General features: G+C 56.4%; 21 protein-coding genes and 1 other RNA gene. 6 read left to right on the top strand and 16 right to left on the bottom strand.

Annotated elements, in window-relative coordinates; translation table 11 throughout:
* Positions 1-65: 65 nt before the first annotated feature.
* Entirely contained in the window at positions 66-677 is a 612-nt protein-coding gene (gene yczE, locus ACVCAM_RS02635; RefSeq protein WP_025912634.1) for a membrane protein YczE, read from the bottom strand.
* An 86-nt stretch (positions 678-763) separates the two neighbouring features.
* Here yczE and yczR point away from each other — a divergent pair, with 86 nt between their 5' ends.
* Positions 764-2,185, top strand: coding sequence for a MocR-like transcription factor YczR (yczR, locus tag ACVCAM_RS02630; RefSeq protein ID WP_025912633.1), 1,422 nt, complete (start codon positions 764-766; stop codon positions 2,183-2,185).
* An 83-nt stretch (positions 2,186-2,268) separates the two neighbouring features.
* Here yczR and ACVCAM_RS02625 read toward each other — a convergent pair whose 3' ends face one another.
* From ACVCAM_RS02625 to ffs, 3 genes are all read right to left on the bottom strand, one after another.
* Positions 2,269-2,484, bottom strand: a complete 216-nt coding sequence (locus ACVCAM_RS02625; RefSeq protein ID WP_008503298.1) for a hypothetical protein — start codon at positions 2,482-2,484, stop codon at positions 2,269-2,271.
* Complete coding sequence (locus ACVCAM_RS02620; RefSeq protein ID WP_025912632.1) at positions 2,481-2,732, bottom strand: hypothetical protein; 252 nt, start codon at positions 2,730-2,732, stop codon at positions 2,481-2,483. Before ACVCAM_RS02620 ends, ACVCAM_RS02625 begins: the two co-directional genes overlap by 4 nt.
* A 261-nt stretch (positions 2,733-2,993) precedes the next feature.
* An RNA gene (gene ffs / locus ACVCAM_RS02615) (signal recognition particle sRNA small type) lies at positions 2,994-3,090 on the bottom strand.
* A 137-nt stretch (positions 3,091-3,227) separates the two neighbouring features.
* On the opposite strand from ffs, the gene ACVCAM_RS02610 reads away from it, so the two are divergent.
* Entirely contained in the window at positions 3,228-3,572 is a 345-nt protein-coding gene (locus ACVCAM_RS02610; protein ID WP_031275060.1) for an MGMT family protein, read from the top strand.
* A gap of 32 nt (positions 3,573-3,604) precedes the next feature.
* Here ACVCAM_RS02610 and ACVCAM_RS02605 read toward each other — a convergent pair whose 3' ends face one another.
* Positions 3,605-4,132 carry a YbaY family lipoprotein gene (locus tag ACVCAM_RS02605; RefSeq protein WP_008503301.1) on the bottom strand — a complete coding sequence of 176 codons (528 nt, stop codon included), beginning with the start codon at positions 4,130-4,132 and terminating at the stop codon, positions 3,605-3,607.
* Between the two features lie 203 nt (positions 4,133-4,335).
* Between ACVCAM_RS02605 and tesB the strand changes: the two genes are divergently transcribed.
* Positions 4,336-5,196 (top strand): acyl-CoA thioesterase II, encoded by an 861-nt coding sequence (gene tesB, locus ACVCAM_RS02600; RefSeq protein WP_023293157.1) that lies wholly within the window; start codon positions 4,336-4,338, stop codon positions 5,194-5,196.
* 94 nt (positions 5,197-5,290) lie between these two features.
* Here the strand turns inward: tesB and amtB are convergent, their stop codons facing one another.
* The 5 genes from amtB to ACVCAM_RS02575 form a co-directional block, all read right to left on the bottom strand.
* Complete coding sequence (gene amtB, locus ACVCAM_RS02595) at positions 5,291-6,580, bottom strand: ammonium transporter AmtB (RefSeq protein ID WP_008503303.1); 1,290 nt, start codon at positions 6,578-6,580, stop codon at positions 5,291-5,293.
* Positions 6,581-6,615: 35 nt separating this feature from the next.
* On the bottom strand, positions 6,616-6,954 hold the full coding sequence (gene glnK, locus ACVCAM_RS02590; RefSeq protein WP_008503304.1) for a P-II family nitrogen regulator: 339 nt from the start codon (positions 6,952-6,954) through the stop codon (positions 6,616-6,618).
* 220 nt (positions 6,955-7,174) lie between these two features.
* Positions 7,175-8,956, bottom strand: a complete 1,782-nt coding sequence (locus ACVCAM_RS02585; protein ID WP_025912631.1) for a SmdB family multidrug efflux ABC transporter permease/ATP-binding protein — start codon at positions 8,954-8,956, stop codon at positions 7,175-7,177.
* Positions 8,949-10,721 carry a SmdA family multidrug ABC transporter permease/ATP-binding protein gene (locus tag ACVCAM_RS02580; RefSeq protein ID WP_025912630.1) on the bottom strand — a complete coding sequence of 591 codons (1,773 nt, stop codon included), beginning with the start codon at positions 10,719-10,721 and terminating at the stop codon, positions 8,949-8,951. The genes ACVCAM_RS02585 and ACVCAM_RS02580 overlap by 8 nt, the downstream gene beginning before the upstream one ends.
* A 30-nt stretch (positions 10,722-10,751) precedes the next feature.
* Positions 10,752-11,210, bottom strand: coding sequence for an Lrp/AsnC family transcriptional regulator (locus tag ACVCAM_RS02575; protein WP_008503307.1), 459 nt, complete (start codon positions 11,208-11,210; stop codon positions 10,752-10,754).
* Between the two features lie 115 nt (positions 11,211-11,325).
* Between ACVCAM_RS02575 and ACVCAM_RS02570 the strand changes: the two genes are divergently transcribed.
* Complete coding sequence (locus tag ACVCAM_RS02570; RefSeq protein WP_008503308.1) at positions 11,326-12,372, top strand: PLP-dependent cysteine synthase family protein; 1,047 nt, start codon at positions 11,326-11,328, stop codon at positions 12,370-12,372.
* Positions 12,373-12,412: 40 nt separating this feature from the next.
* Here ACVCAM_RS02570 and cof read toward each other — a convergent pair whose 3' ends face one another.
* The gene (cof, locus tag ACVCAM_RS02565; protein WP_025912629.1) at positions 12,413-13,231 is read right to left on the bottom strand and encodes an HMP-PP phosphatase; all 819 of its coding nucleotides are present in this window, start codon (positions 13,229-13,231) and stop codon (positions 12,413-12,415) included.
* Positions 13,232-13,332: 101 nt separating this feature from the next.
* Between cof and ACVCAM_RS02560 the strand changes: the two genes are divergently transcribed.
* Both ACVCAM_RS02560 and queC read left to right on the top strand, forming a co-directional pair.
* Entirely contained in the window at positions 13,333-15,033 is a 1,701-nt protein-coding gene (locus tag ACVCAM_RS02560) for an SgrR family transcriptional regulator (RefSeq protein ID WP_023293160.1), read from the top strand.
* 66 nt (positions 15,034-15,099) lie between these two features.
* Positions 15,100-15,795: a 7-cyano-7-deazaguanine synthase QueC gene (queC, locus tag ACVCAM_RS02555; protein ID WP_008503311.1), complete on the top strand. Its 696-nt coding sequence runs from the start codon at positions 15,100-15,102 to the stop codon at positions 15,793-15,795.
* A 61-nt stretch (positions 15,796-15,856) separates the two neighbouring features.
* Here the strand turns inward: queC and ACVCAM_RS02550 are convergent, their stop codons facing one another.
* From ACVCAM_RS02550 to lon, 5 genes are all read right to left on the bottom strand, one after another.
* A complete protein-coding gene (locus ACVCAM_RS02550) occupies positions 15,857-16,255 on the bottom strand; it encodes a YbgC/FadM family acyl-CoA thioesterase (protein ID WP_447093522.1) in 399 nt (132 codons plus the stop codon).
* 99 nt (positions 16,256-16,354) lie between these two features.
* Complete coding sequence (locus tag ACVCAM_RS02545; RefSeq protein ID WP_055321810.1) at positions 16,355-16,735, bottom strand: helix-hairpin-helix domain-containing protein; 381 nt, start codon at positions 16,733-16,735, stop codon at positions 16,355-16,357.
* Positions 16,736-16,883: 148 nt separating this feature from the next.
* The gene (ppiD, locus tag ACVCAM_RS02540) at positions 16,884-18,755 is read right to left on the bottom strand and encodes a peptidylprolyl isomerase (RefSeq protein ID WP_023326792.1); all 1,872 of its coding nucleotides are present in this window, start codon (positions 18,753-18,755) and stop codon (positions 16,884-16,886) included.
* Positions 18,756-18,967: 212 nt separating this feature from the next.
* Positions 18,968-19,240: a nucleoid-associated protein HU-beta gene (hupB, locus tag ACVCAM_RS02535; protein WP_002444653.1), complete on the bottom strand. Its 273-nt coding sequence runs from the start codon at positions 19,238-19,240 to the stop codon at positions 18,968-18,970.
* A gap of 210 nt (positions 19,241-19,450) precedes the next feature.
* The gene (lon, locus tag ACVCAM_RS02530; protein ID WP_008503315.1) at positions 19,451-21,805 is read right to left on the bottom strand and encodes an endopeptidase La; all 2,355 of its coding nucleotides are present in this window, start codon (positions 21,803-21,805) and stop codon (positions 19,451-19,453) included.
* Positions 21,806-21,867: the final 62 nt, after the last annotated feature.

Below are 21,867 nucleotides of genomic sequence, written 5' to 3'. Positions count from 1 at the left end.
GCGTGAGTCGTGGCCCATTATTGTGGCACAGCGACGCCGTTAAAACATGTGAGCGCTTCGCAAAATTAAACAACCCGTTCCGGCTGCGCAATTTCAGCAACGCTCGGCTTCTGGCGGAACCAGGGCAGACAGAGCTGGATAAGTGGGCCAATGGTCAGGGCGTATACTACCGTTCCCACCCCAAACGTGCCGCCAAGCACGCACCCAATCAGCAGGACGGACACCTCAATAGAGGTACGCACGCTGCGAATGGACCACCCCAGCCGGGCATGAATGCCGGTCATCAGGCCGTCGCGCGGGCCAGGCCCAAAACCGGCGCCAATGTACATGCTGGTCGCAATCGCGTTCATCACGATACCCGACACCAGGAAAGCGATGCGCACAGGTAACGAGTCCAGTTCCGGGATAAGCGCCATGCTGGCATCCGCCGCCAGACCGATACAAATCACGTTGCTGATGGTGCCCAGGCCCGGCATCTGGCGCAGGGGGATCCACAGCAGCAGCACCGCAGCACCGGTTAAAATGATCACCGTTCCGATAGTCATTCCCAGCTGTAACCCCACCCCAAGGTGAAATACATCCCAGGGATCGACACCCAAATCGGAACGAATAAACATCGCGGTGGACAGGCCATACAGTCCTAAACCGACATAGAGTTGTAGCAGACGACGTACCATTTTTATCTTCTCCAGTGAACCAGGCTTTCATCCTGACCTAAAATGGCACTATGATTAATGTCCAGTTTTCAAATAGTGGACTGCATATGTCGTCACGTCGCTTCGGAAGCCAGTCTCTGGTACGCCTTTTAGGCCACTGGCAGCAAACCTCATCCCGCACGCCGCTCTGGCGACAGCTGGCCGATGCGCTGCGCCTGTTAATCCTTGACGGACGTCTGGCATTGAATACACGGCTACCGGGGGAGCGCGAGCTGGCCACGGCGCTGGACGTGAGCCGGACCACCATCAGCAGCGCCCTCGCCCATCTGCGCGAGGAGGGATATCTTGAAAGCCGCCACGGCAGCGGGTCACGCGTGATCCTCCCGGATACGCGCGCCGTTCCCACGCTTTCCGCGGCGAGTGCCGCACTGGATCTCTCCACTGCCGCCCTCAATGCCGGGCCGGAAATCCACCAGGCGTATACCCACGCGCTCACGGCCATTACGCAGCACCTCGCGCTGACGGGTTACGATCAGCTAGGGCTCCCGACGCTGCGGGAGGCCATCGCTGCGCGCTACACCGCGCGGGGTCTTCCCACCCGCGCGGACGAAGTAATGGTGGTCAATGGCGCCGTCAGCGGCTTCGCGCTGGTCCTGCGGATGATGACCGGGCCGGGAGATCGCGTCGTGGTCGATCACCCCACCTATCCGCTGGCGATTGCCGCCATTCAGGGCGCGCAGTGTCGGCCCGTGGGGGTGTCGCTGCCGGAAACGGGCTGGGATACGGACGGTTTCGCCGCCACGCTTGCCCAAACCGCGCCGCGCCTGGCGTACCTGATGCCTGATTTTCATAACCCCACCGGGCGCTGCATGGATGTCGCGACCCGTCAGGCCATTACCGATATTGCTGCGCAAACCCGTACGACGCTGGTGGTGGATGAAACGATGGTGGATCTCTGGTTTGACGCCCCTCCTCCGCCCCCGCTGGCCTCCTTTAACCCGCAGGCCACCGTCATCACCTTAGGTTCTGCCGGAAAAAGCTTCTGGGGCGGGCTGCGTCTCGGCTGGATCCGCGCGTCCTCGCGCACGATCGCCACGCTTGCCCAGACGCGCGATACGCTGGATTTAGGCTCGCCGCTGCTGGAACAGCTAGCGGCGCTGTGGCTCATCAACAACAGCGAGACGTTTCTACCCGCACGCCGCAAAATGCTGGCGGAACGACGCGATCGATGCGGTGAACTGCTGCGTGAACATTTCCCGGAGTGGACATTCCATGAAGCAGAGGGCGGGCTCTCATACTGGATTGAGCTCCCCGGCATGCTGGCGACGCAGCTTGCCGCGCGGGCTGAGATTCTGGGGATAAATCTGGGGACCGGTACGCGGTTTGGTTTATCGGGTGCGTTTGACCGCTATTTGCGGATGCCCTTCTCGCTCGAGCCGACAGAACTTGAACAGGCGCTGCTGAGGATTAAACCGTTATGGCTCGCCCTGAATAAAAACGTGCCACCTGTAAAACGCAGCGTGATTTAATAGCAAAAAGTTTGAAGCCGATCATAAAAAATAAAAACTGCTGACTGTCATGGATACAGTCAGCAGTTTTCACCAGTCCGGAATTAATGCTGAGCAGGAATAGGAAACCCTTTAAGTGAAATAACGAAGTTTTCACCGTCTTTCTTTATTTTTGCGCCAGTATCACACCAGTCAGACGCAATACGAAAGAACTCATCACTTCCGACATTCCAGCCAAGACGTACATGCTTCACGTAGCCTGAACGCAACAAATCGCAGGCCTCTTTGTAGTCACTGGCAGTTGACAGTTGTTGTTTCATTTTCTCTTCTTCAGAAGTTTACGTAGAGCCTTGATTTCTTTAGGAGTAAATGGAGAAATATTCTCTTCTTCCGTATGCTGATTATCAATATCCTCTTCCGATACTCCCGCCTCTTCTACTGCCTCGAACGCCAGCAGCAGCAGTTTCTCTGTCGTCACGCTTAAATTCTCGTTATTCACTTCCGCATAGTGGCGAAGCCTTTCTTTTAGCGCGTCATCAATCTTAACGTTTAATACCGCTGTAGCCATGTTTGTCACTTCCCTTCGGAATAAGTACTTTATTTAATACACGAAGTTAACAATGTTATCCAGATATATATTTTTTTGAGTTATGCCAGAAAATAGACGGCCAAGGATAAAATGCCCGACTATTATTACAAGTTTATGACATTAATATTTCAGCGCGATGAAATATATATTACACGCTATAGGCATAATCTTATTAGGGAATAACGTCAGGGAAGAGGCAAAAATCAGGGAAGAACGCAGAGGCTCAGAAATGGGTGGGGGCCCTGCCAGCTACATCCCGGCACACACGTCGTCTGCCCTGGCTGCTTCCTTCCGGACCTGACCTGGTGAACAGAGTAGCGTTGCGGGAGAACCAACAGAGCCCCCATTGAGAGCGTTGATAACCAACGCGCTGGCGCATTATCCCTGTGCGAAGGCCCAATTGCAAGCCGCCAGGAACCGGATGCTGGTTTCTTGCGCAAACAGGCGCAGCAATCAGGGCGATCTTCGTTTACCATGGCTCTCCAGAAACTCCCCGCAGGTGAAGGTATGGACGAGCAGGACTCTTTTCCACAGCGCGTATGGCAAATCGTGGCTTCAATCCCGGAAGGCTATGTCACCACCTATGGTGATGTCGCGCGCCTGGCCGGTTCCCCGCGCGCGGCGCGACAGGTTGGAGGCGTCCTGAAACGACTGCCGGAAGGCAGTACGCTGCCCTGGCATCGGGTGGTGAACCGTCATGGTGCCATCTCACTCACCGGGCCGGATCTCCAGCGTCAGCGTCAGGCGTTACTTTCAGAAGGGGTGCAGGTGTCAGGGTCGGGTCAGATCGATTTGCAGAAGTACCGGTGGGTGTACTGACCCCTCTCCCGAAGGAGAGGGGAATAACCCTATTACATCTGCGTCGGTGGGGTTGGCAGAGACGGCTGATTGGTTTGCGGTGCGACCGGCACTTCGGTCTGCTGTACTGGCACCAGGTTCAGGTCGATTTTGGTTCCACCGTTGTTAATCGCTTCCTGGACCGTATCGGTGATAAACACCAGCTTACCGTTGATGGTGACCGCTGCGCTCAGCAGAATACGGGCATTAGGCTGCACGTCCGATGGGTTATACGGCAACACGAAGCTAAACGGCGCCTGTTTGCCTTCAGTACGGACGGCACGCTGGGCCACGACTTTCGACGGCGCGTCGGCCAGGGAAGCATCAGACAGCGTCACCGTTAATACCGCATCCGGCGGCAACGCAACTTTCTGTTTAATCCAGATGGTACCGGAAACGTTAGGCTGCTGAATGGACTGCTGCGAAAGGGTATTAATCCCGTTCGGGTCAGCTGCTGGCACTGGCACCTGGGCGCTCTTACCGGCACAGGCGGACAACGCCACCGCAATCGCTACACCACTTAGCATAGGCACGAGTTTCATTGAAGTCTCCTTATCATCAATGCACCAGCGGGATCGATCCCATCCGATGTCGTTTCAATCACATAACGTTTTTAAGTGTGGCACAACTCACTGATTAATGCCTGAAATCATCCCGATATTCAGATTATTCTACCCATCGGACCACTTTCATTTCTGCGTTATACTCTGCCTATCTTTCGCTACGGCGTTTATTGAGGACAACTATGAGTCAGGCACTGAACAATCTGCTGACATTACTGAATCTGGAAAAAATTGAGGAAGGACTCTTTCGCGGACAGAGCGAAGATTTAGGCTTACGCCAGGTCTTCGGTGGGCAAGTCGTTGGACAAGCGCTGTACGCTGCAAAGGAGACTGTCCCGGCAGACCGTCTGGTGCATTCATTCCACAGCTACTTTTTACGCCCTGGCGATAGCGCCAAACCCATCGTGTATGACGTTGAAGTTCTGCGAGACGGCAACAGCTTCAGCGCGCGCCGCGTCGCGGCCATCCAGAACGGTAAGCCGATCTTTTACATGACCGCCTCTTTCCAGGCACCGGAGCCGGGCTACGAGCATCAGAAGGTCATGCCCCCTGCCCCCTCGCCGGACGATCTTAAATCGGAAACGGATATCGCTCGCGCATTGGCGCATCTGCTGCCGCCGCAGGTTAAAGAGAAGTTTCTCTGCGATAAGCCGCTTGAGATCCGCCCCGTCGAGTTCCACAACCCGATGAAGGGCCACACCGCCGAGCCAAAGCGTCAGGTGTGGATCCGCGCCAACGGCACCGTGCCGGAAGATTTCCGCGTCCATCAGTATCTGCTGGGCTATGCGTCTGACTTCAACTTCCTGCCGGTGGCGCTGCAGCCGCACGGCGTCGGATTCCTCGAAAAAGGGATGCAGGTCGCGACGATCGATCACTCGATGTGGTTCCACCGTCCCTTCAACATGAACGAGTGGCTGCTCTACAGCGTGGAGAGTACGTCGGCATCCAGCGCCCGCGGGTTTGTGCGTGGGGAGTTTTATACTCAGGACGGCGTGCTGGTCGCTTCAACGGTGCAGGAAGGGGTGATGCGTAACAGAGGTTGATGTAAAAGCCCGGTGGCGCGATGCTTACCGGGCCTACGTTTTGTGCTGTTGTAGGCCGGGTAAGGCGAAGCCGCCACCCGGCAAGACACTCAGATCATGCGTTATACGCATTCTCGCCGTGGCTGTTCACATCCAGACCTTCGCGCTCCTGCTCTTCCGGTACGCGCAGACCGACCGTCATGTCCGCCAGCTTGTAGCCGATGAAAGCGACGACTGCAGACCACACCACGGTGATAGCGATACTTTCCAGTTGCACCAGCACCTGATGAACCATAGTGACGCCTTCTGCGTAGCCCACGCCACCGAGCGATTTCGCCGCGAAGATACCGGTCATGATACAGCCGACAATCCCGCACACGCCGTGCACGCCGAACACATCGCAAGGGTCATCCACGCGCAGAACTCGTTTCAGTGCGGTGACGCCCCACAGACCCGCCAGACCCGACACCAGGCCGACCAGCAGCGCACCGCCGACACCGACATAACCACACGCAGGGGTGATACCAACCAGACCGGCAATCGCACCTGAACAGGCACCCAGCAGAGAAGGTTTCCCGCGTACCGCCCACTCGCCAAACACCCAGGAGAGGATTGCACCCGCCGTGGCTACAACGGTGTTCACGAAGGCCAGCGCGGCGATTTCGTTCGCGGCACTGGCTGAGCCGGCGTTGAAGCCAAACCAGCCAAAGTAGAGGATCGCAGTACCGGTAAAGACCATCGGCAGGTTGTGCGGTTTGAACGCCTCTTTACCGAAGCCCACGCGTTTGCCTATCAGATAAGCACCCACCAGACCCGCGACCGCGGCGTTAATGTGGACAACGGTACCGCCCGCGAAGTCCAGCGCGCCGTGCGTGGCCAGCAGACCACCGCCCCAGACCATGTGCGCAATCGGCACATAGGAGAGCGTCAGCCAGACCACCACGAAGATCAGGACCGCAGAGAAACGAATGCGCTCGGCGAGCGCGCCCACAATCAGCCCGACGGTAATGCAGGCGAACGAGCCCTGGAACGCCACGTGAATATACTGATAGAAGCTGCCCATCAGCGCGGTCAGTTCAATGTTTTTCAGCATCACCCAGTCGAAGTTACCAAAGAACGCGTTACCCGTGCCGAACGCCAGAGAGTAACCGTAAACCACCCAAAGCACGCAGACCAGTGCAAACGTCACGGCAACCTGCGTCAGCATGGAGAGAACGTTTTTGCCACGGATCAGACCGCCGTAGAACAGCGCAATGCCCGGAATGGACATGAACAGCACCAGCGCGGTGCTGATCATCATAAAGGCGTTATCGGCTTTGTCGGCCACCGCAGGGGCAGCAGCCAGCGCCAGGCCCGGCAGCAGCGCCAGCGAACCCAGACCCGTTTTAAGTGTTGCTATCTTCATTTTCTCGATCCCTATCACTGTGTGCCAGGCGTTAATTACAGTGCCGCTTCGTCAGATTCGCCGGTACGGATGCGAATGACGCGCTGCAGTTCGGCAACGAAAATTTTGCCGTCGCCAATTTTGCCGGTGTAGGCCGCTTTGCTAATGACATCAATGACTTCATCAAGCTGATCGTCAGCAATCGCGACATCAATTTTTACTTTTGGCAGAAAGTTAACGCTGTATTCCGCCCCGCGATAAAGCTCGGCATGACCCTTCTGACGACCAAAGCCTTTCACTTCGGTGACAGTCAGTCCCTGAATACCCATTGAAGACAATGCTTCACGCACGTCTTCGAGTTTGAATGGTTTGATTACAACCGTAACCAGCTTCATAGATCCCCTCCAGTCAGAATTCGGTAATGGCCGCAGCTTACGCGGAAGGTATTGCAAGGGATGTGCCAGAAATGAAAACGTGAGGGAATCGCGGTGCGATGTGCGTTACACGGTTCTGATAAATGAACCGGTGAAAAAAAACGCACCATGCCGGTGCAGGGTGCGTTTCAGTTTTGCACCAACAGGAATGACTGTTAGCGCGGCGCCTCATTTTAGTGCATCAGGCGCTAAGGGACTCTTCATCACGCACGCTGGCGGCCAGCTCTTCGCCCGCCAGCTGCAGCTGGTACATCTGCCAGTAGCGCCCTTGTGCTTCCAGCAGCTCGCGGTGCGTACCGCGCTCCACGGCCTGTCCGCGATGCAGCACCAGAATCGTGTCCGCGTCGACGATGGTGGAGAGCCGGTGAGCAATCACCACCAGCGTCGTGTGGTCGCGTACGGCGGCCAGCGCCTGCTGAATCGCCTGCTCGGTTCCAGAATCTATGCTGGCCGTGGCTTCGTCCAGAATCAGCACCTGCGGCGTTTCAATCAGGACGCGCGCCAGCGCCAGGAGCTGTTTTTGCCCCACGGAGAGATTGTTGCCCTGCTCGCCCAGCTTCGTGTTGATCCCGTCGCTGAACCCGCGCGCCAGCTCTGCCAGCTGCACCGTTTCCAGTACCGCCCAAACCTGCGCTTCTGAATAGTCCCGTCCCAGGGTTACGTTGGCGTAGAAGGTATCGGCCAGCACGACCGGATCCTGCTGCACCATCGCAACGCCTTTGCGTAACACCGTGTGGCTAAGCGACGCGAGCGGACGTCCGTCGAGGCGGATTTCGCCTTGCGTGACCGGATAGTAGCCCATCAGCAGGCTGGCGAGCGTGCTTTTACCGCTGCCGGTATGGCCCACCAGCGCGACGAAACCGCGTGACGGCACATCGAGCATAATCTCCTGCAACACCAGACGGTCTTCGCGATAGGCAAATGAGACGTTATCAAAGGTGATAGCCCCGCTTTGCAGAGGTCGCTCGTCATTGCCGTAGGCCTGGCGCGGCCTGTCCATCAGCTCAAAGACGCGCTCACCGGCGACAACCGCCTGTTGCAGCATCGATTGCTGCGTAGTGAGTTCGATCAGCGGCTCGTTAAGGCGTCCCAGATAGCTAATGAAAGCGTACAGCACACCCACTTCAATCGTACCGTTTGCGCTCAGGCCAAAGAGCATCAGCAGCCCGCAAAGCACCAGCGCCGAGAACAGGCTCAGCAGCGGTCGCAGCAGGAAACCGTCCAGGCGCAGCGTCTGCATACGCGCCATATAGTGCGAACGGCTGGCTTCGCCCATGCGCTCGCCAAAGCGCGCCTGCTGGCGGAACTGCTGGATGACGCTCATGCCGTTGATCACTTCGTTGAAGCCATCGTTGATATCGGCCAGATAGGCGCGCACCCGGCGCACAATTGGCGTGCTGTAACGCTGGTAAATCACCATGACGATCAGCACCGCCGGGAAGATGGTGATCGCCACCAGCGCCATGCGCCAGTCGAGGCTGAACATCGCCACCAGCATCGCGCCAATCAGCGCCGCGCTGCGCAGCACGGTTGCCACCACGGTGACGTACAGATCGCGGATCACCTCGGTATCGTTGGTCACGCGCGAAATCACCTGCCCAACCGGCTGGATATCAAACTCGCTGAGCGGCTGGCGAAGCGCCGCGTCCATCACATCGGTACGCAACTGCTGAACCACGCCCACGGCTGCACGGTTAAACAGCAGCGACTGCGCATAGTGCAATCCTGCCGCCATCAGCTGTAAGCCAACGTAGGCCACGCCTAACCCCGCCACCAGCCCGAGCGGCAGGTAGCTTTTGGCGACCATATTGTCGATGAAATAGCTGATGAGCAGCGGTCCGCTCACTTCGGCAATCGCCGCAATCCAGAGTAAAAGCACGGCAACGGAGAGCGGTTTACGCCACGGCGAGCCGTAGGCCAGCAGACGTTTGAGCGTCGGCCACATCGTTCCGAGCTTACGCATTGGCGGCCTCCTCATCCTGCTCCGGCGCATCGTCCAGCGCCGCCTCAAGCTGCTGATAGCGGTACATATCGCGATACCAGCCCGGCTGCTCGGCAAGCGTTTCATGCTGCCCGCGCTGGGCAATATGGCCGTGCTGCAAAACCAGAATTTCGCTGGCTTCGGTAAGCGCTGACAAACGGTGGGCACTGATAATTATCGTGCGTCCGTCGCCCCACTGGCGCAGGTTATGCAGGATCTGATGCTCGGTACGGCCGTCAACGGCGGAGAGCGCATCGTCCAGAATCAGGATTTCCGCATTGAGCAGCAGCGCGCGGGCAATGGAGATACGCTGTTTTTGCCCGCCGGACAGCATGACGCCGCGTTCCCCGACTTCCGTTTCGTAGCCCTGCGGCAGGCGCAAAATGTCATCATGCACGCTGGCTAAACGCGCCACATGCTCGATCTCTTCCTGCGTTGCCGCAGGGCACCCAAGCGCGATGTTGTTCGCCACGGTGTCAGAAAAAAGAAACGGCGTCTGGCTGACAACCGCCAGGCGACCACGCCACTCATCCAGCAGCAGGCTGGTGAGCGGAATATCATGGAAGCGAATATCGCCCTGCGTGACGTCAAAGTGGCGCTGGAGCAGCGAGAGTACGGTACTTTTACCGGAGCCCGTCGGGCCGCAGATGCCGAGCATCTGGCCCGGCTGAAGGGTAAAACTGACGTTCTCCAGTACCGGATGTTCCGTTTGCGGATAGATAAACTTGCGGACGTCGACTTTCATGACGCCGCGTCCTTCCGGCAACGCTTCGCTGCCGTCATTGACCACCGGCGCTTCGGCCAGCATGGCGCGAATACGGCTGTAGGCGGCGCTGCCGCGCTCCACGATGTTAAACATCCAGGCCAGCGCCAGCATCGGCCAGATCATCAGCCCCAGATACATGGCAAAGCTGGTCAACTGGCCCAGGGTGAGCGTGCCCTGCACCACCATCCAGCTCCCGCCGCCAATCGCCAGCATATTTGCCATGCCAATTGCGATATAAATCGTTGGATCAAATCGCGCGTCAATACGCGCGACGCGCATGTTTTTCGCCCCCGTGTCGGCCGCATCGGCGGCAAACAGCGCGGACTGCCGGTCTTCCAGACCAAACGCTTTGATCATGCGGATGCTGGTCATGCTCTCCTGGGTGCGATCGTTCAGCGACGAAAACGCCGCCTGCGCCAGCTTGAAGCGCTCGTGCAGCTGTTCGCCGTAGCGATTGATCGCCAGCGCCATGAGCGGCATCGGCAGCAGCGCCAGCAGGGTCAGCTGCCAGCTGATCTGCGTGGACATGACGATCAGCACCGCGCAGCCCATTACCAGCGAGTCCACCAGCGTCAGCACCCCTTCCCCGGCGGCAAAGACCACGCGATCGACGTCGTTAGTCGCGCGCGCGATAAGATCCCCGGTGCGATGGCGCAGATAAAATTCGGGATGCTGTCGACTCAGCTGGCGATAAAAATCTTCACGCAGCTCAACGGCCAGCTGATAGGACGCACCAAACAGCAGCACGCGCCAGACGTAGCGCAGCAGATAAACAATGACCGCCGTCAGCACCAGCGTGCCAACCCACATCAACACCCGTGCGGTGGTGTAATGCTGTTCGGTGACGCCATCCACGACGTAGCCCACCACTTTCGGCGGGATCAGCTGCAGGATAGCAATAATAATAAGCAGGGCGACTGCACCGAGGTAGCGTTGCCACTCCCGACGAAAGTACCAGCTTAATTGGGCAAATAATCGCACGCGGTTTGTTCCTGAAGGTATTTTACGAAGTTATTCAATGGGTAATGCTGTGGTGTATTTAATCTGTTCCATGGCGAAGCTTGAGGTGACGTCCGATAACCCCGGCACGCTGTTCACCAGCCGCTTGTAGAAGTCATCATAACGCTTCATGTCGGCCACCTGGACGCGCATCAGGTAATCGTACTCGCCGGCCATACGCCAGAAACCGAGCACTTCGGGCATCTCAGACACCTGGGTAACGAAGCGGCAATACCACTCGCTGCTGTGATGCTGGGTTTTTATCAGCACAAATGCCGTCAACCCAAGCCCCAGTTTTTCAGGATCTAACAGCGCGACGCGCCCCAGAAGAATACCGTCATCTTCCAGCTTCTTAAGCCGCTTCCAGCACGGGGTGGTGGTCAGATTAACGGCATCTGCCAGCGCCTGCAAAGAGAGGGTACAGTCACTTTGCAGCAATGAAAGGAGCTTGCGGTCAATTTTATCTAGCATACCCACCTCACAGAGAAAATTTTTCTCCCTTAATTCTATTTTAAAGGCCAGATAGCAACAATTTTTTCTGTGCTTTTCGCTATGCTAGGCACAAAATGACAAACGGATAACGACGATGAATAGCACCTGGGTTAAACATGCGATCAGCGAAATCAATGCCGACTATCAGCGCTCGGCGGATACGCACCTGATTCGCCTTTCCCTGCCGGGATTTGACGGCATTCAGCTCTATCTGAAAGATGAAAGCACCCATCCTACCGGCAGCCTGAAGCATCGCCTGGCGCGCTCGCTGTTTTTATACGGTTTATGTAACGGCTGGATTAAAGAAGGCACCACCATCATTGAATCCTCTTCCGGTTCAACGGCGGTGTCCGAAGCCTATTTCGCCCGCCTGCTGGGCCTGCCGTTTATTGCGGTGATGCCCTCCTGCACCGCAAAACGCAAAATCGAACAGATCGAATTTTACGGCGGTCGCTGCCACTTTGTGGAAAGCGCCTGCGAAATCTACGCCGCCTCCGAAATGCTGGCCCGTGAGCTGAACGGCCACTATATGGACCAGTTCACCTTCGCCGAGCGCGCGACGGACTGGCGCGGTAATAACAACATTGCCGACAGTATCTTCCGCCAGATGACCCACGAACCGCATCCGGTTCCGTCCTACATTGTGATGAGCGCCGGTACCGGCGGTACGTCAGCCACGATCGGACGCTATATCCGCTGTCAGGGTTACGATACCCAGCTGATGGTAGTTGACCCGCAGAACTCCGTGTTCCTCGACTACTGGCAAAACCGCGATGCCGGTCTGCGCAGCCCGGTGGGGAGTAAAATTGAAGGGATTGGCCGTCCGCGCGTCGAGCCCTCTTTCATCCCCGACGTGGTGGACGAGATGATGCGCGTGCCGGATGCCGCCAGCGTGGCAACGGCGCACTGGCTGGAAACGCAGCTGGGCCGCAAAGTGGGCGCCTCGACGGGCACCAATATGTGGGGCGCGCTGCAGCTTGCCGCACGTATGCGCGAAGCGGGACGCACCGGTTCCATCGTCACGCTGCTGTGCGACAGCGGCGAGCGTTATCTCGAGACCTACTACAATGCGGAGTGGGTGCAGGCCAACATCGGTGATATCGCCCCCTGGAAGGCGCAGATTGCTCAACTGCTGAAATAAAAAAAGCCAGACCGAAGTCTGGCTTGCTGGAAGGGTCTCACTATTCGGGGGAATAGGGGAGGTTGTTATTGTCCAGCCAATGCGTCAAAAAATGGGACACTGCTTCATTACGGCAGTGACCGATAACCGGCAGATGGGGAAGTTCTGCTTTCAGCTGCGCCATCGCATTCCCCATGATCAGACCGCGACCTACGCTACCCAGCATTTCGCGGTCGTTCATGGCGTCACCGAACGCCATACACTCCTGCAGCGTTAATCCCAGGTGGTCGCTCAGCACCGCCAGAGCGGAACCTTTGTTGCAGCCCACCGGCAGCACTTCCAGGCAATCCACCGCCGAGAAGGTCAGGTGCGCCCGGTCGCCCAGCGCCTCATTCAGTTGGATCCGTAAGCGACAGAGATCGTCGTGATCGCCGCAGAAGCAGATCTTGGTCACCGCATGGGCGGGGATCCGACGCAGATCGATAAGCTGGTATTTAAAACCGCTATACACATGCGCGTGCAATAATTCCGGGATGTCGCTTCCGGTAAACCAGCCCCGATCGTTAAAGACGTGGATGCTGGCGTGCGTGTCCCAGGTACTGTGCAGCACGATATCCGCCACTTCCGGGTTGAGATCCTGTCGGTACAGCACATCGCCTTCTACAGAGTGAATTCGCGTCCCGTTGCCGGTGATCAGAAAGGCATCGAGGGCAAACGCGCCCAGCAAATGGCGCATTTCCAGAACATGACGCCCGGTGGCAAACGTCAGGGTGACATTACGCTCGTGCAGGCGCTTCAGCGTGTTCAGGGTTTTCTCCCCTAAACGGTGATCCGGCATTAACAGCGTACCGTCCATATCAAATGCAGCGAGCCGAGCCATGATTACTCCCGAAATGTGATGCGGTTAACTTGTGCATCAGTATCGTGTGAGATATACGGAAGTAATAGTGAATAGATGAGAATTATTGTTCCGGGTTTCTTATGCGCCAGCTTAACCGTCTTAACCAGTATCAACGCCTGTGGCAACCTTCCGCTGGCGCGCCGCAGCAGGTAACCGTAAATGAACTTGCCAGCCGCTGCTTTTGTAGCGAGCGACATGTCCGTACTCTGCTGCGTCAGGCCCAGGAGGCGGGCTGGCTGACCTGGCGCGCGCAGTCCGGGCGTGGAAGGCGCGGTGCGCTGACGTTTCACGTCACTCCGGAATCACTGCGCAATACGATGATGGAAGAAGCGCTAAAAAGCGGGCAGCAGCATAACGCCCTCGAGCTGGCGCAGCTTGCTCCCGAAGATTTGCGTGCGCTGCTGCACCCGTTTTTGGGTGGGCAGTGGCAAAACGACACGCCGACGCTGCGCATCCCCTACTACCGCTCACTGGAGCCGCTTCAGCCGGGCTTTTTACCGGGTCGGGCAGAGCAGCATCTGGCAGGGCAAGTCTTCTCAGGTTTGACGCGATTTCACGGCAACAGCAGTGAGCCGACGGGCGATCTGGCGCATCACTGGGATGTGTCGGATGATGGGCTGCGCTGGCATTTCTACATTCGCTCCACGCTGCACTGGCATAACGGCGATAAAATTGAAACGGCGCATCTCCAGCGGAGCCTGACCGCGCTGTTGACGCTTCCCGCCCTGCGCACCCTGTTTCAGAGCGTCCTCTGTATCGAAACAACGCATCCGCAGTGCCTGACGTTTACGCTGCATCATCCGGACTACTGGCTGCCGCACAGGCTGGCAACCTACTGTAGCCGTCTGGCGCATCCCGACCATTCGACGATTGGCAGCGGCCCCTTTCGGCTGGTCGCCTTTGAACCCGACCTGGTTCGTCTGGAAAGCCATGAGCAGTACCACCTGAGCCATCCGCTGCTCAAAGCCATCGAATACTGGATCACACCCCAGCTTTTTGATCACAGGTTGGGTACCAGCTGCCGTCACCCGGTGCAAATCGCGATTGGTGAGGCCGACGAGCTGGAAAGTCTGCGGCTGGTAAGCAGCAGCACCAGCCTGGGGTTCTGTTACCTCACGCTAAAACAGAGCGCACGCCTGAGTGAGAACCAGGCAAAGCGGCTGATTAATATCATTCATCACTCCAGGCTTCTCCACACGCTTCCGCTAAACGAAGGGCTCATCACCCCCACCGGGGAACTGCTTCCCGGCTGGACAATCCCCGAATGGACTGATTTAACCGATGTTGCCCTGCCTGAAGCACTGACGCTGGTTTACCATCTTCCCGTTGAGCTTCACACCATGGCCAGCCAGTTGAAGACGTACCTGGCGCTACAGGGTTGTGAGCTGACTGTCATCTTTCATGACGCCAAGACGTGGGACGGATGCCAGCAGCTTGCCGAAGCAGACATCATGATGGGCGACAGGCTGATTGGCGAAGCGCCAGCGTATACGCTTGAGCAGTGGCTGCGCTGCGATACGCTTTGGCCACACGTGTTAAGCGCACCGGCGTACGCCCATTTGCAAGCCACGCTGGATGCGGTACAGACTCAGGCCGAAGCTCGGGATCGGCACGCGGGCCTGAAGGCCATTTTTAGCCGATTAATGGAAAATGCGGTGCTGACGCCGCTCTTTAATTATCAGTACCAGATCAGCGCGCCGCCGGGCGTGAATGGGATTCGCCTCAACACCCGCGGCTGGTTTGATTTTACCGAAGCCTGGCTGCCCGCCCCTAAATCGTGAAGAAGCTGGTCGCCGCCACAGGCAGACGGTAACATAACGTTTTTACCGTAACAGTCGAGATGATTTATGAAACGTGCCGTCGTCGTGTTCAGCGGAGGACAAGACTCTACTACCTGCCTGGTCCAGGCTCTTCATCAGTACGATGAAGTTCACTGTGTCACTTTCGATTATGGTCAGCGCCATCGCGCTGAGATCGACGTTGCCCGTGAACTGGCCCTGAAACTGGGCGCACGCGCGCACAAGGTGCTGGACGTTACGCTGTTAAATGAACTGGCCGTGAGTAGCCTCACCCGGGACAGTATTCCCGTCCCGGACTACGAACCCGATGCCAGCGGCATTCCGAATACCTTCGTGCCGGGCCGCAATATTCTGTTCCTCACCCTGACGGCAATTTATGCCTACCAGGTAAAAGCCGAAGCGGTGATCACGGGCGTGTGTGAAACAGACTTCTCCGGCTACCCGGACTGTCGTGATGAGTTCGTGAAGGCGTTAAATCACGCCGTCAATCTGGGGATGGCGAAAGAGACGCGCTTTGAAACCCCGCTGATGTGGCTGGATAAAGCCGAAACCTGGGCGCTGGCTGACTACTGGGGCAAGCTGGACCTGGTTCGCAGCGAAACCCTCACCTGCTACAACGGCATTAAAGGCGACGGTTGCGGCCAGTGCGCCGCCTGTAATCTGCGCGCTAACGGGCTGAACCATTATCTTGCCGATAAAGCCGGCGTGATGGCCGCAATGCAGAAAAAAACCGGGCTTAAATAGGGCGACCTGACCGTGCTGTCGCATAACAGGTGTCGACAGCACGGGTAAGCCTGAACCTGTGTTACACGATCATCAGTTCCAGCTTTTCGCGCAATTCCCCTTCCAGCGGCAGCGCTTTCTGCGTTTTCAGATCGATACAGACAAAGGTGATCAACGCATCAGCCACCACCTGCCCTTCCGGATCGAGCTTAACCACCTGGCTTAACACGCCGCTTTTGCCATTGATCTGCTGCACCTGGCTGGTCACCGTGAGCACATCGCCCAACACGGCAGGGCGACGGTAGTTGATATTAATATTGACGACCACGAACGCGATGTTGTGCGCGGTCATCCACTGAAAGCTTTCGCTGTTTTCCAGCCCGTCCCAGCGCGCTTCCTCAAGAAACTCCAGGTAGCGGGCATTGTTCACATGCTGGTAAACGTCGAGGTGAAAACCGCGTACTTTTATTTTTGTCTGCATAGCGCAATAGCCTTTACTGTTATTGTAGGATGAGAGGTCATAACTGGTATGACCTCTTTATCCTGGCAAAATTTTGCCGCTGTGCAAGTAATTGTGAGATTACAACGTCAGGTGTGCGAGGTTGCGCTCAACCAGCGCGCTCCCCATGCCGGGAACCTGCTTGAGATCGTCGACCGTTTTGAAAGGACCATACTCTTCACGATAGCTTACGATGGCCTGCGCTTTTTTCAGCCCGACGCCATTCATCACGCGGGCCAGCTCTTCCGCAGAGGCCGAATTGATGCTGACTCGCGTACCGTCATCATCCACGTTTTTACCAACGTCAGCCGCTTTGGTTTGCCCCTGCCCCGGCGCTGCGGTGTCGTTTTTACTCTGTACCGCCTGTGGTTTAGCGGCAGGTGTCGCCGCCAGTGCGCCCGCGTTCAGCCCGGTGGTGGCAATAGCCAGCGTAATAAACAGTGCTTTGATTCCACATTTCATGCTGTTATCTCCTTGTTTGTAGACAGCCACGTCACGATAGCCGCCCGATAAAAGAGGCACAAACAGCAGAGTGCAGAAATGGAAAAGGCCGCGAAAGCGGCCTTTAATTATTGCAGAGCGTTGCGAAAATCTGCGAGCAGATACGTAATTATTGCTGCTGAGTAATGATATCGCCCAGCTTAATTTTGGCCTCTTTACGCAAGTTGCTCATCATGGCTTCGAAGGCAATCTGGGCATTGTTCTGGGTAATCCCCTGGACCATCGCCTTCTTCTGCGCGTCTGGCAGAGTGCCGGCTTTCACTTCATCCAGCGCCAGCAGAACGACGTTACCCTGCATATCGGTAGTGGTGCCGAAGCTTGGCTTGTCTTTCGCCGGCAGAGTCAGGCCAAACGCGGCCTGGCTGATAGGGTCCTGACCGGTACGGCTCAGCGTTTTCGCTTCACCGAAGCTCAGGCCAGCCGCTTTCAGCGCGTCCTGTTTACCCGCTTTCAGATCGGCCAGAATCTTCTCAGCATCCAGTTTCGCCTGCTGTTCCGCTTTGTTGTGCTTAACCTGAGCGACGACCTGATCCTTCACTTCCGCCAGCGGTTTGACCGCTTCTGGCTTGTGCTCGCTGACGCGCAGCACAAACGCACGATCGCCATCGACGGTGATGATGTCTGAGTTACTGCCCGGCGTGCCGTTCTCACCAACCAGACCACCGTTGAAGATGGCATCAGAAACCGGTTTGAAGTTCAGCTCTTCCGGCAGGTTGTCACGACCAAACCAGCCCGTCTCAACCGCTTTCACCCCAGCCGCCTGCTCGGCACCCGCCAGAGATTCGTTGTCGTTGCTGGCAGCATCACTCACTTTCTGCTGCAGCGCATAGTAGGCATCCAGCGCTTTTTCCTGCTTCACTTTTGCCGCGATATCGTCACGAACCTCAGCCAGCGGCTTGGTTTTCGCCGCGGTGATGTCGTCCAGACGCACGACCAGGAAACCTACGGAGGATTTAATGACGCCAGACAGTTGGCCTTTCTCTTTCAGACCCGCATTTTTCAGCTCGTCCGGCGTGGTCGCGTCTTCCAGCCAGCCCATATCGCCGCCGTTTTTCGCAGAGATAATGTCGGTGGATTTCGCTTTCGCGACGGTCGCAAAATCAGCGCCTTTGTTCAGCTCATCCAGTACCGCTTTGGCATCCGCCTCGGTTTTGGTCTGAATCACGCTGTAGCGGTTACGCTGCGGCTGTGTGAACTGATCCTGATGCTGGTCGTAGTAAGACTGGATTTCCGCGTCAGACGCGCTTTCCTGCAGCGCAGCCGCATCCAGCTTGATGTAGCTCACGCGGAACTGTTCTGGAGAAACAAAGGTATTCTTGTTCTGCTCGTACCAGGCGTTGATGTCAGCGTCGCTCACCTGCTGTTTCGCCGCCAGGGCGTTAACATCAATGGTCGCTTCACGTACAACGCGCTGCTGCGCCACCAGCGCAGCCAGTTCATCCGTTTCGCCTTTGAGCATGAAATCGGTGCCAACAACGGCATTGATGAGCTGCTGGGTGGTCAGTTGGTTACGCAGCGCCTGCGCGTACTGATCGGCCGTCATCCCCATCTGGTTGACGATGCTGTTGTAACGCGCGTTGTCGAATTTACCGTTAGACTGGAAGGCTTGCGTGGAGAAGATGGCTTTTTTCACCTGCTCATCGCTAATGCCAAGGCCGAGTTTTTTGGCATACTGATCCAGCAGCGCTTCGTCGATAAGACGGTTCAGCGTCTGCTGACGCAGGGTCTTCATATACCCTTCGTTTGCTGCCAGTTCAGAGAATTGGTCGCCCAGCTGTTGCTGCATACGGTTACGTTCACCGGCAAAAGCATTCTCGAACTGGCCGCGGCTGATCTCCTGGCCATTCACTTTTGCGGCATAGTTCGCGCCACCGCCAATAAGGTAACTGCTCACGCCGGTCAATATGAACGACACGATAATGATACCGAAAATAATCTTGAGCACGAGACTGTTAGCAGCCGTGCGTAAGCTGTCCATCATGGTGTAACAACACTCCGCTGTAGGTGACTGGTTACCTGACGCTGACGGAAAATCCTGCCCGTCGCGCGTAAAGTCGTATTGTGACAAGAAAACGGGGCGATTGTCAGCCCACAACTCGCATAAACTCGCACAAATCAGGTCTGGACAAACAAAAAAGGCACATCAAACGATGCGCCCTTGTACTATCCGGCTTCCCTGAAACGGGAAAGCAATCAGTTTACTGCGTCTTTCAGCGCTTTACCTGCACGGAAACCCGGCACTTTAGCGGCAGCAATGGTGATCTCTTTACCGGTCTGAGGGTTGCGGCCAGTACGGGCAGCACGCTCTTTAACAGCAAAAGTACCGAAGCCTACCAGTGCAACGTCGTCCCCAGCCTGCAGAGATTCAGTAACAGAAGCAATTAATGCATCTAACGCACGTCCAGCTGCAGCTTTAGAAATATCAGCACCAGCAGCAATTTTGTCAATCAGTTGAGATTTATTCACTGTTCTCTTCCTCTCTTTATAATTTATATCGCGCCTGAATCCTTCACAACGCGACCGCGCAGCAGTTATATCAGGCCTGCCATGACCTTACAACACCCGTTGTTGATGGCTGACCTAATCAGCAATCTAAATTAGCTATACAAAAAAAGGCTGGCAAGTGCGAAATGACTTACCAGCCTTGTTTTTATTGACGCTCTTTGCGCGAGGTCACTATTTTGCGGTTACAACCTGCATTCCGGACGGTTCATTCTGCAATGCGAGACTAAGTACTTCCTCAATTCGCTTAACAGGATGGATCTGCAGGTCGGCAATCACGTTGTCCGGAATCTCTTCCAGATCGCGTTTGTTTTCGTAAGGGATCAATACGGTTTTGATCCCACCACGATGCGCCGCCAGCAGTTTTTCTTTTAAGCCACCGATTGGCAGAACCTGACCGCGCAGGGTGATTTCACCGGTCATTGCCACATCAGCACGCACCGGGTTACCTGTCAGGCAAGAAACCAGAGCGGTACACATGGCAATACCCGCGCTTGGACCATCTTTCGGCGTCGCCCCTTCAGGTACGTGTACGTGGATGTCGCGTTTTTCGTAGAAATCCGGGTTGATACCCAGTTTCTCCGCGCGCGCGCGCACCACGGTCAGCGCCGCCTGAATGGACTCCTGCATCACTTCACCCAGCGAGCCGGTATAGGTCAGCTTGCCTTTACCCGGTACACAGGCGGTTTCGATGGTCAGCAGATCGCCGCCCACTTCCGTCCATGCCAGACCGGTGACCTGGCCAACGCGGTTTTCGTTATCCGCGCGACCATAGTCGAAGCGCTGAACGCCGAGATAGGCATGCAGGTTATCACCATTAATCGTGATGTGTTTCAGGCTCTTATCCAGCAACAGCTGTTTCACCGCCTTACGGCACAGTTTAGAGATTTCACGCTCAAGGCTACGCACGCCCGCTTCACGGGTATAGTAGCGGATGATGCCAATAATCGCGCTGTCCTCGACGGTCAGCTCGTTGGCTTTCAGCGCGTTACGCTCAATCTGTTTCGGCAGCAGGTGCTGTTTCGCGATGTTCAGCTTCTCGTCTTCGGTATAGCCGGAGAGACGGATCACTTCCATACGGTCCAGCAGCGGCGCTGGAATATTCATGGAGTTCGACGTCGCCACGAACATCACGTCGCTCAGGTCGTAGTCCACTTCCAGGTAGTGATCGCTGAACGCCACGTTCTGTTCTGGATCAAGTACTTCCAGCAGCGCAGACGCCGGGTCACCACGCATGTCCGACGACATTTTGTCGATCTCATCGAGCAGGAACAGCGGGTTTTTAACGCCCACTTTCGCCATCTTCTGGATCAGTTTACCCGGCATAGAACCGATGTAGGTACGGCGGTGACCGCGGATTTCCGCTTCATCGCGTACGCCGCCCAGCGCCATACGGATATACTTACGTCCGGTCGCTTTAGCGATGGACTGGCCCAGAGAGGTTTTACCCACCCCCGGCGGTCCTACCAGGCACAGAATCGGGCCTTTAATTTTGTTTACACGGCTCTGTACCGCGAGGTACTCAAGAATGCGGTCTTTCACGCGTTCCAGGCCATAATGGTCAGTATCCAGGATCTCCTGCGCCTGACGCAGGTCTTTTTTGACCTTGCTGCGGGCGTTCCAAGGAACCTGTACCATCCACTCAATGTAGCCGCGCACCACGGTCGCTTCAGCCGACATCGGAGACATCATTTTCAGCTTCTGCAGTTCTGCTTCCGCTTTCTCTTTCGCCTCTTTCGGCATCTTCGCCGCGTCGATCTTACGTTTCAGCGCTTCGTTTTCGTCCGGCGCGTCGTCCATCTCGCCCAGCTCTTTCTGAATAGCCTTCATTTGCTCATTCAGATAGTACTCACGCTGAGATTTTTCCATCTGCTTTTTCACGCGGTTGCGAATGCGCTTCTCAACCTGCAGCAGATCGATTTCAGACTCCATCATCGCCATCAGGTATTCCAGACGTTCGTTAACGTCGGACATTTCCAGCACGGACTGTTTGTCAGCTAGCTTCAGCGGCATATGGGCAGCGATGGTGTCCGCCAGACGTGCAGGATCGTCGATGCTGTTCAGCGACGTCAGCACTTCTGGTGGGATTTTCTTGTTCAGCTTGATATAGCCTTCAAACTGGCTAATCGCGGTGCGCACCAGCACTTCCTGTTCGCGCTCATCAAGTTCAGGCGAATCAAGGTACTCTGCCTTCGCAGAGAAGTGTTCGCCGTCGTCTGACAGAGTGGTAATACGCGCACGCTGCAGGCCTTCTACCAGCACCTTCACGGTGCCGTCAGGCAGCTTCAGCATCTGCAAAATAGAGGCCACGGTCCCGACGGTGAAAAGATCGTTTACACCCGGCTCATCCGTTGATGCTTCTTTCTGCGCCACCAGCATGATTTTTTTATCATGATCCATAGCGGCTTCGAGGCAACGGATAGATTTTTCCCGCCCTACAAATAAGGGTATGACCATGTGCGGATAAACCACCACATCGCGCAACGGCAATACGGGGATTTCAATGCGTTCAGAACGCTCAGGATTCATAGAGCTCTCTCTTAGTTAGTGTCCGCCAGGTAAGCTGGTCATGTCACTGTGCTTCACATAAC

This window comes from Enterobacter sp. CFEC122, assembly GCF_052983755.1.
This window is presented reverse-complemented; position numbering and strand designations above follow the sequence as displayed.

Excerpts from the sequence above, each read along its gene's own strand:
- ACVCAM_RS02560 (WP_023293160.1), top strand. The coding sequence starts at position 13,333 with ATGCGCCAGCTTAACCGTCTTAACCAGTATCAACGCCTGTGGCAACCT.
- yczE (WP_025912634.1), bottom strand. The coding sequence starts at position 677 with ATGGTACGTCGTCTGCTACAACTCTATGTCGGTTTAGGACTGTATGGC.
- ACVCAM_RS02610 (WP_031275060.1), top strand. The coding sequence starts at position 3,228 with ATGGCTCTCCAGAAACTCCCCGCAGGTGAAGGTATGGACGAGCAGGAC.
- ACVCAM_RS02545 (WP_055321810.1), bottom strand. The coding sequence starts at position 16,735 with ATGAAATGTGGAATCAAAGCACTGTTTATTACGCTGGCTATTGCCACC.
- tesB (WP_023293157.1), top strand. The coding sequence starts at position 4,336 with ATGAGTCAGGCACTGAACAATCTGCTGACATTACTGAATCTGGAAAAA.
- ACVCAM_RS02625 (WP_008503298.1), bottom strand. The coding sequence starts at position 2,484 with ATGAAACAACAACTGTCAACTGCCAGTGACTACAAAGAGGCCTGCGAT.
- ACVCAM_RS02575 (WP_008503307.1), bottom strand. The coding sequence starts at position 11,210 with ATGCTAGATAAAATTGACCGCAAGCTCCTTTCATTGCTGCAAAGTGAC.
- glnK (WP_008503304.1), bottom strand. The coding sequence starts at position 6,954 with ATGAAGCTGGTTACGGTTGTAATCAAACCATTCAAACTCGAAGACGTG.
- yczR (WP_025912633.1), top strand. The coding sequence starts at position 764 with ATGTCGTCACGTCGCTTCGGAAGCCAGTCTCTGGTACGCCTTTTAGGC.
- amtB (WP_008503303.1), bottom strand. The coding sequence starts at position 6,580 with ATGAAGATAGCAACACTTAAAACGGGTCTGGGTTCGCTGGCGCTGCTG.
- ACVCAM_RS02550 (WP_447093522.1), bottom strand. The coding sequence starts at position 16,255 with ATGCAGACAAAAATAAAAGTACGCGGTTTTCACCTCGACGTTTACCAG.
- cof (WP_025912629.1), bottom strand. The coding sequence starts at position 13,231 with ATGGCTCGGCTCGCTGCATTTGATATGGACGGTACGCTGTTAATGCCG.
- lon (WP_008503315.1), bottom strand. The coding sequence starts at position 21,805 with ATGAATCCTGAGCGTTCTGAACGCATTGAAATCCCCGTATTGCCGTTG.
- ACVCAM_RS02570 (WP_008503308.1), top strand. The coding sequence starts at position 11,326 with ATGAATAGCACCTGGGTTAAACATGCGATCAGCGAAATCAATGCCGAC.
- ACVCAM_RS02620 (WP_025912632.1), bottom strand. The coding sequence starts at position 2,732 with ATGGCTACAGCGGTATTAAACGTTAAGATTGATGACGCGCTAAAAGAA.
- queC (WP_008503311.1), top strand. The coding sequence starts at position 15,100 with ATGAAACGTGCCGTCGTCGTGTTCAGCGGAGGACAAGACTCTACTACC.
- ACVCAM_RS02585 (WP_025912631.1), bottom strand. The coding sequence starts at position 8,956 with ATGCGTAAGCTCGGAACGATGTGGCCGACGCTCAAACGTCTGCTGGCC.
- ACVCAM_RS02605 (WP_008503301.1), bottom strand. The coding sequence starts at position 4,132 with ATGAAACTCGTGCCTATGCTAAGTGGTGTAGCGATTGCGGTGGCGTTG.
- ppiD (WP_023326792.1), bottom strand. The coding sequence starts at position 18,755 with ATGATGGACAGCTTACGCACGGCTGCTAACAGTCTCGTGCTCAAGATT.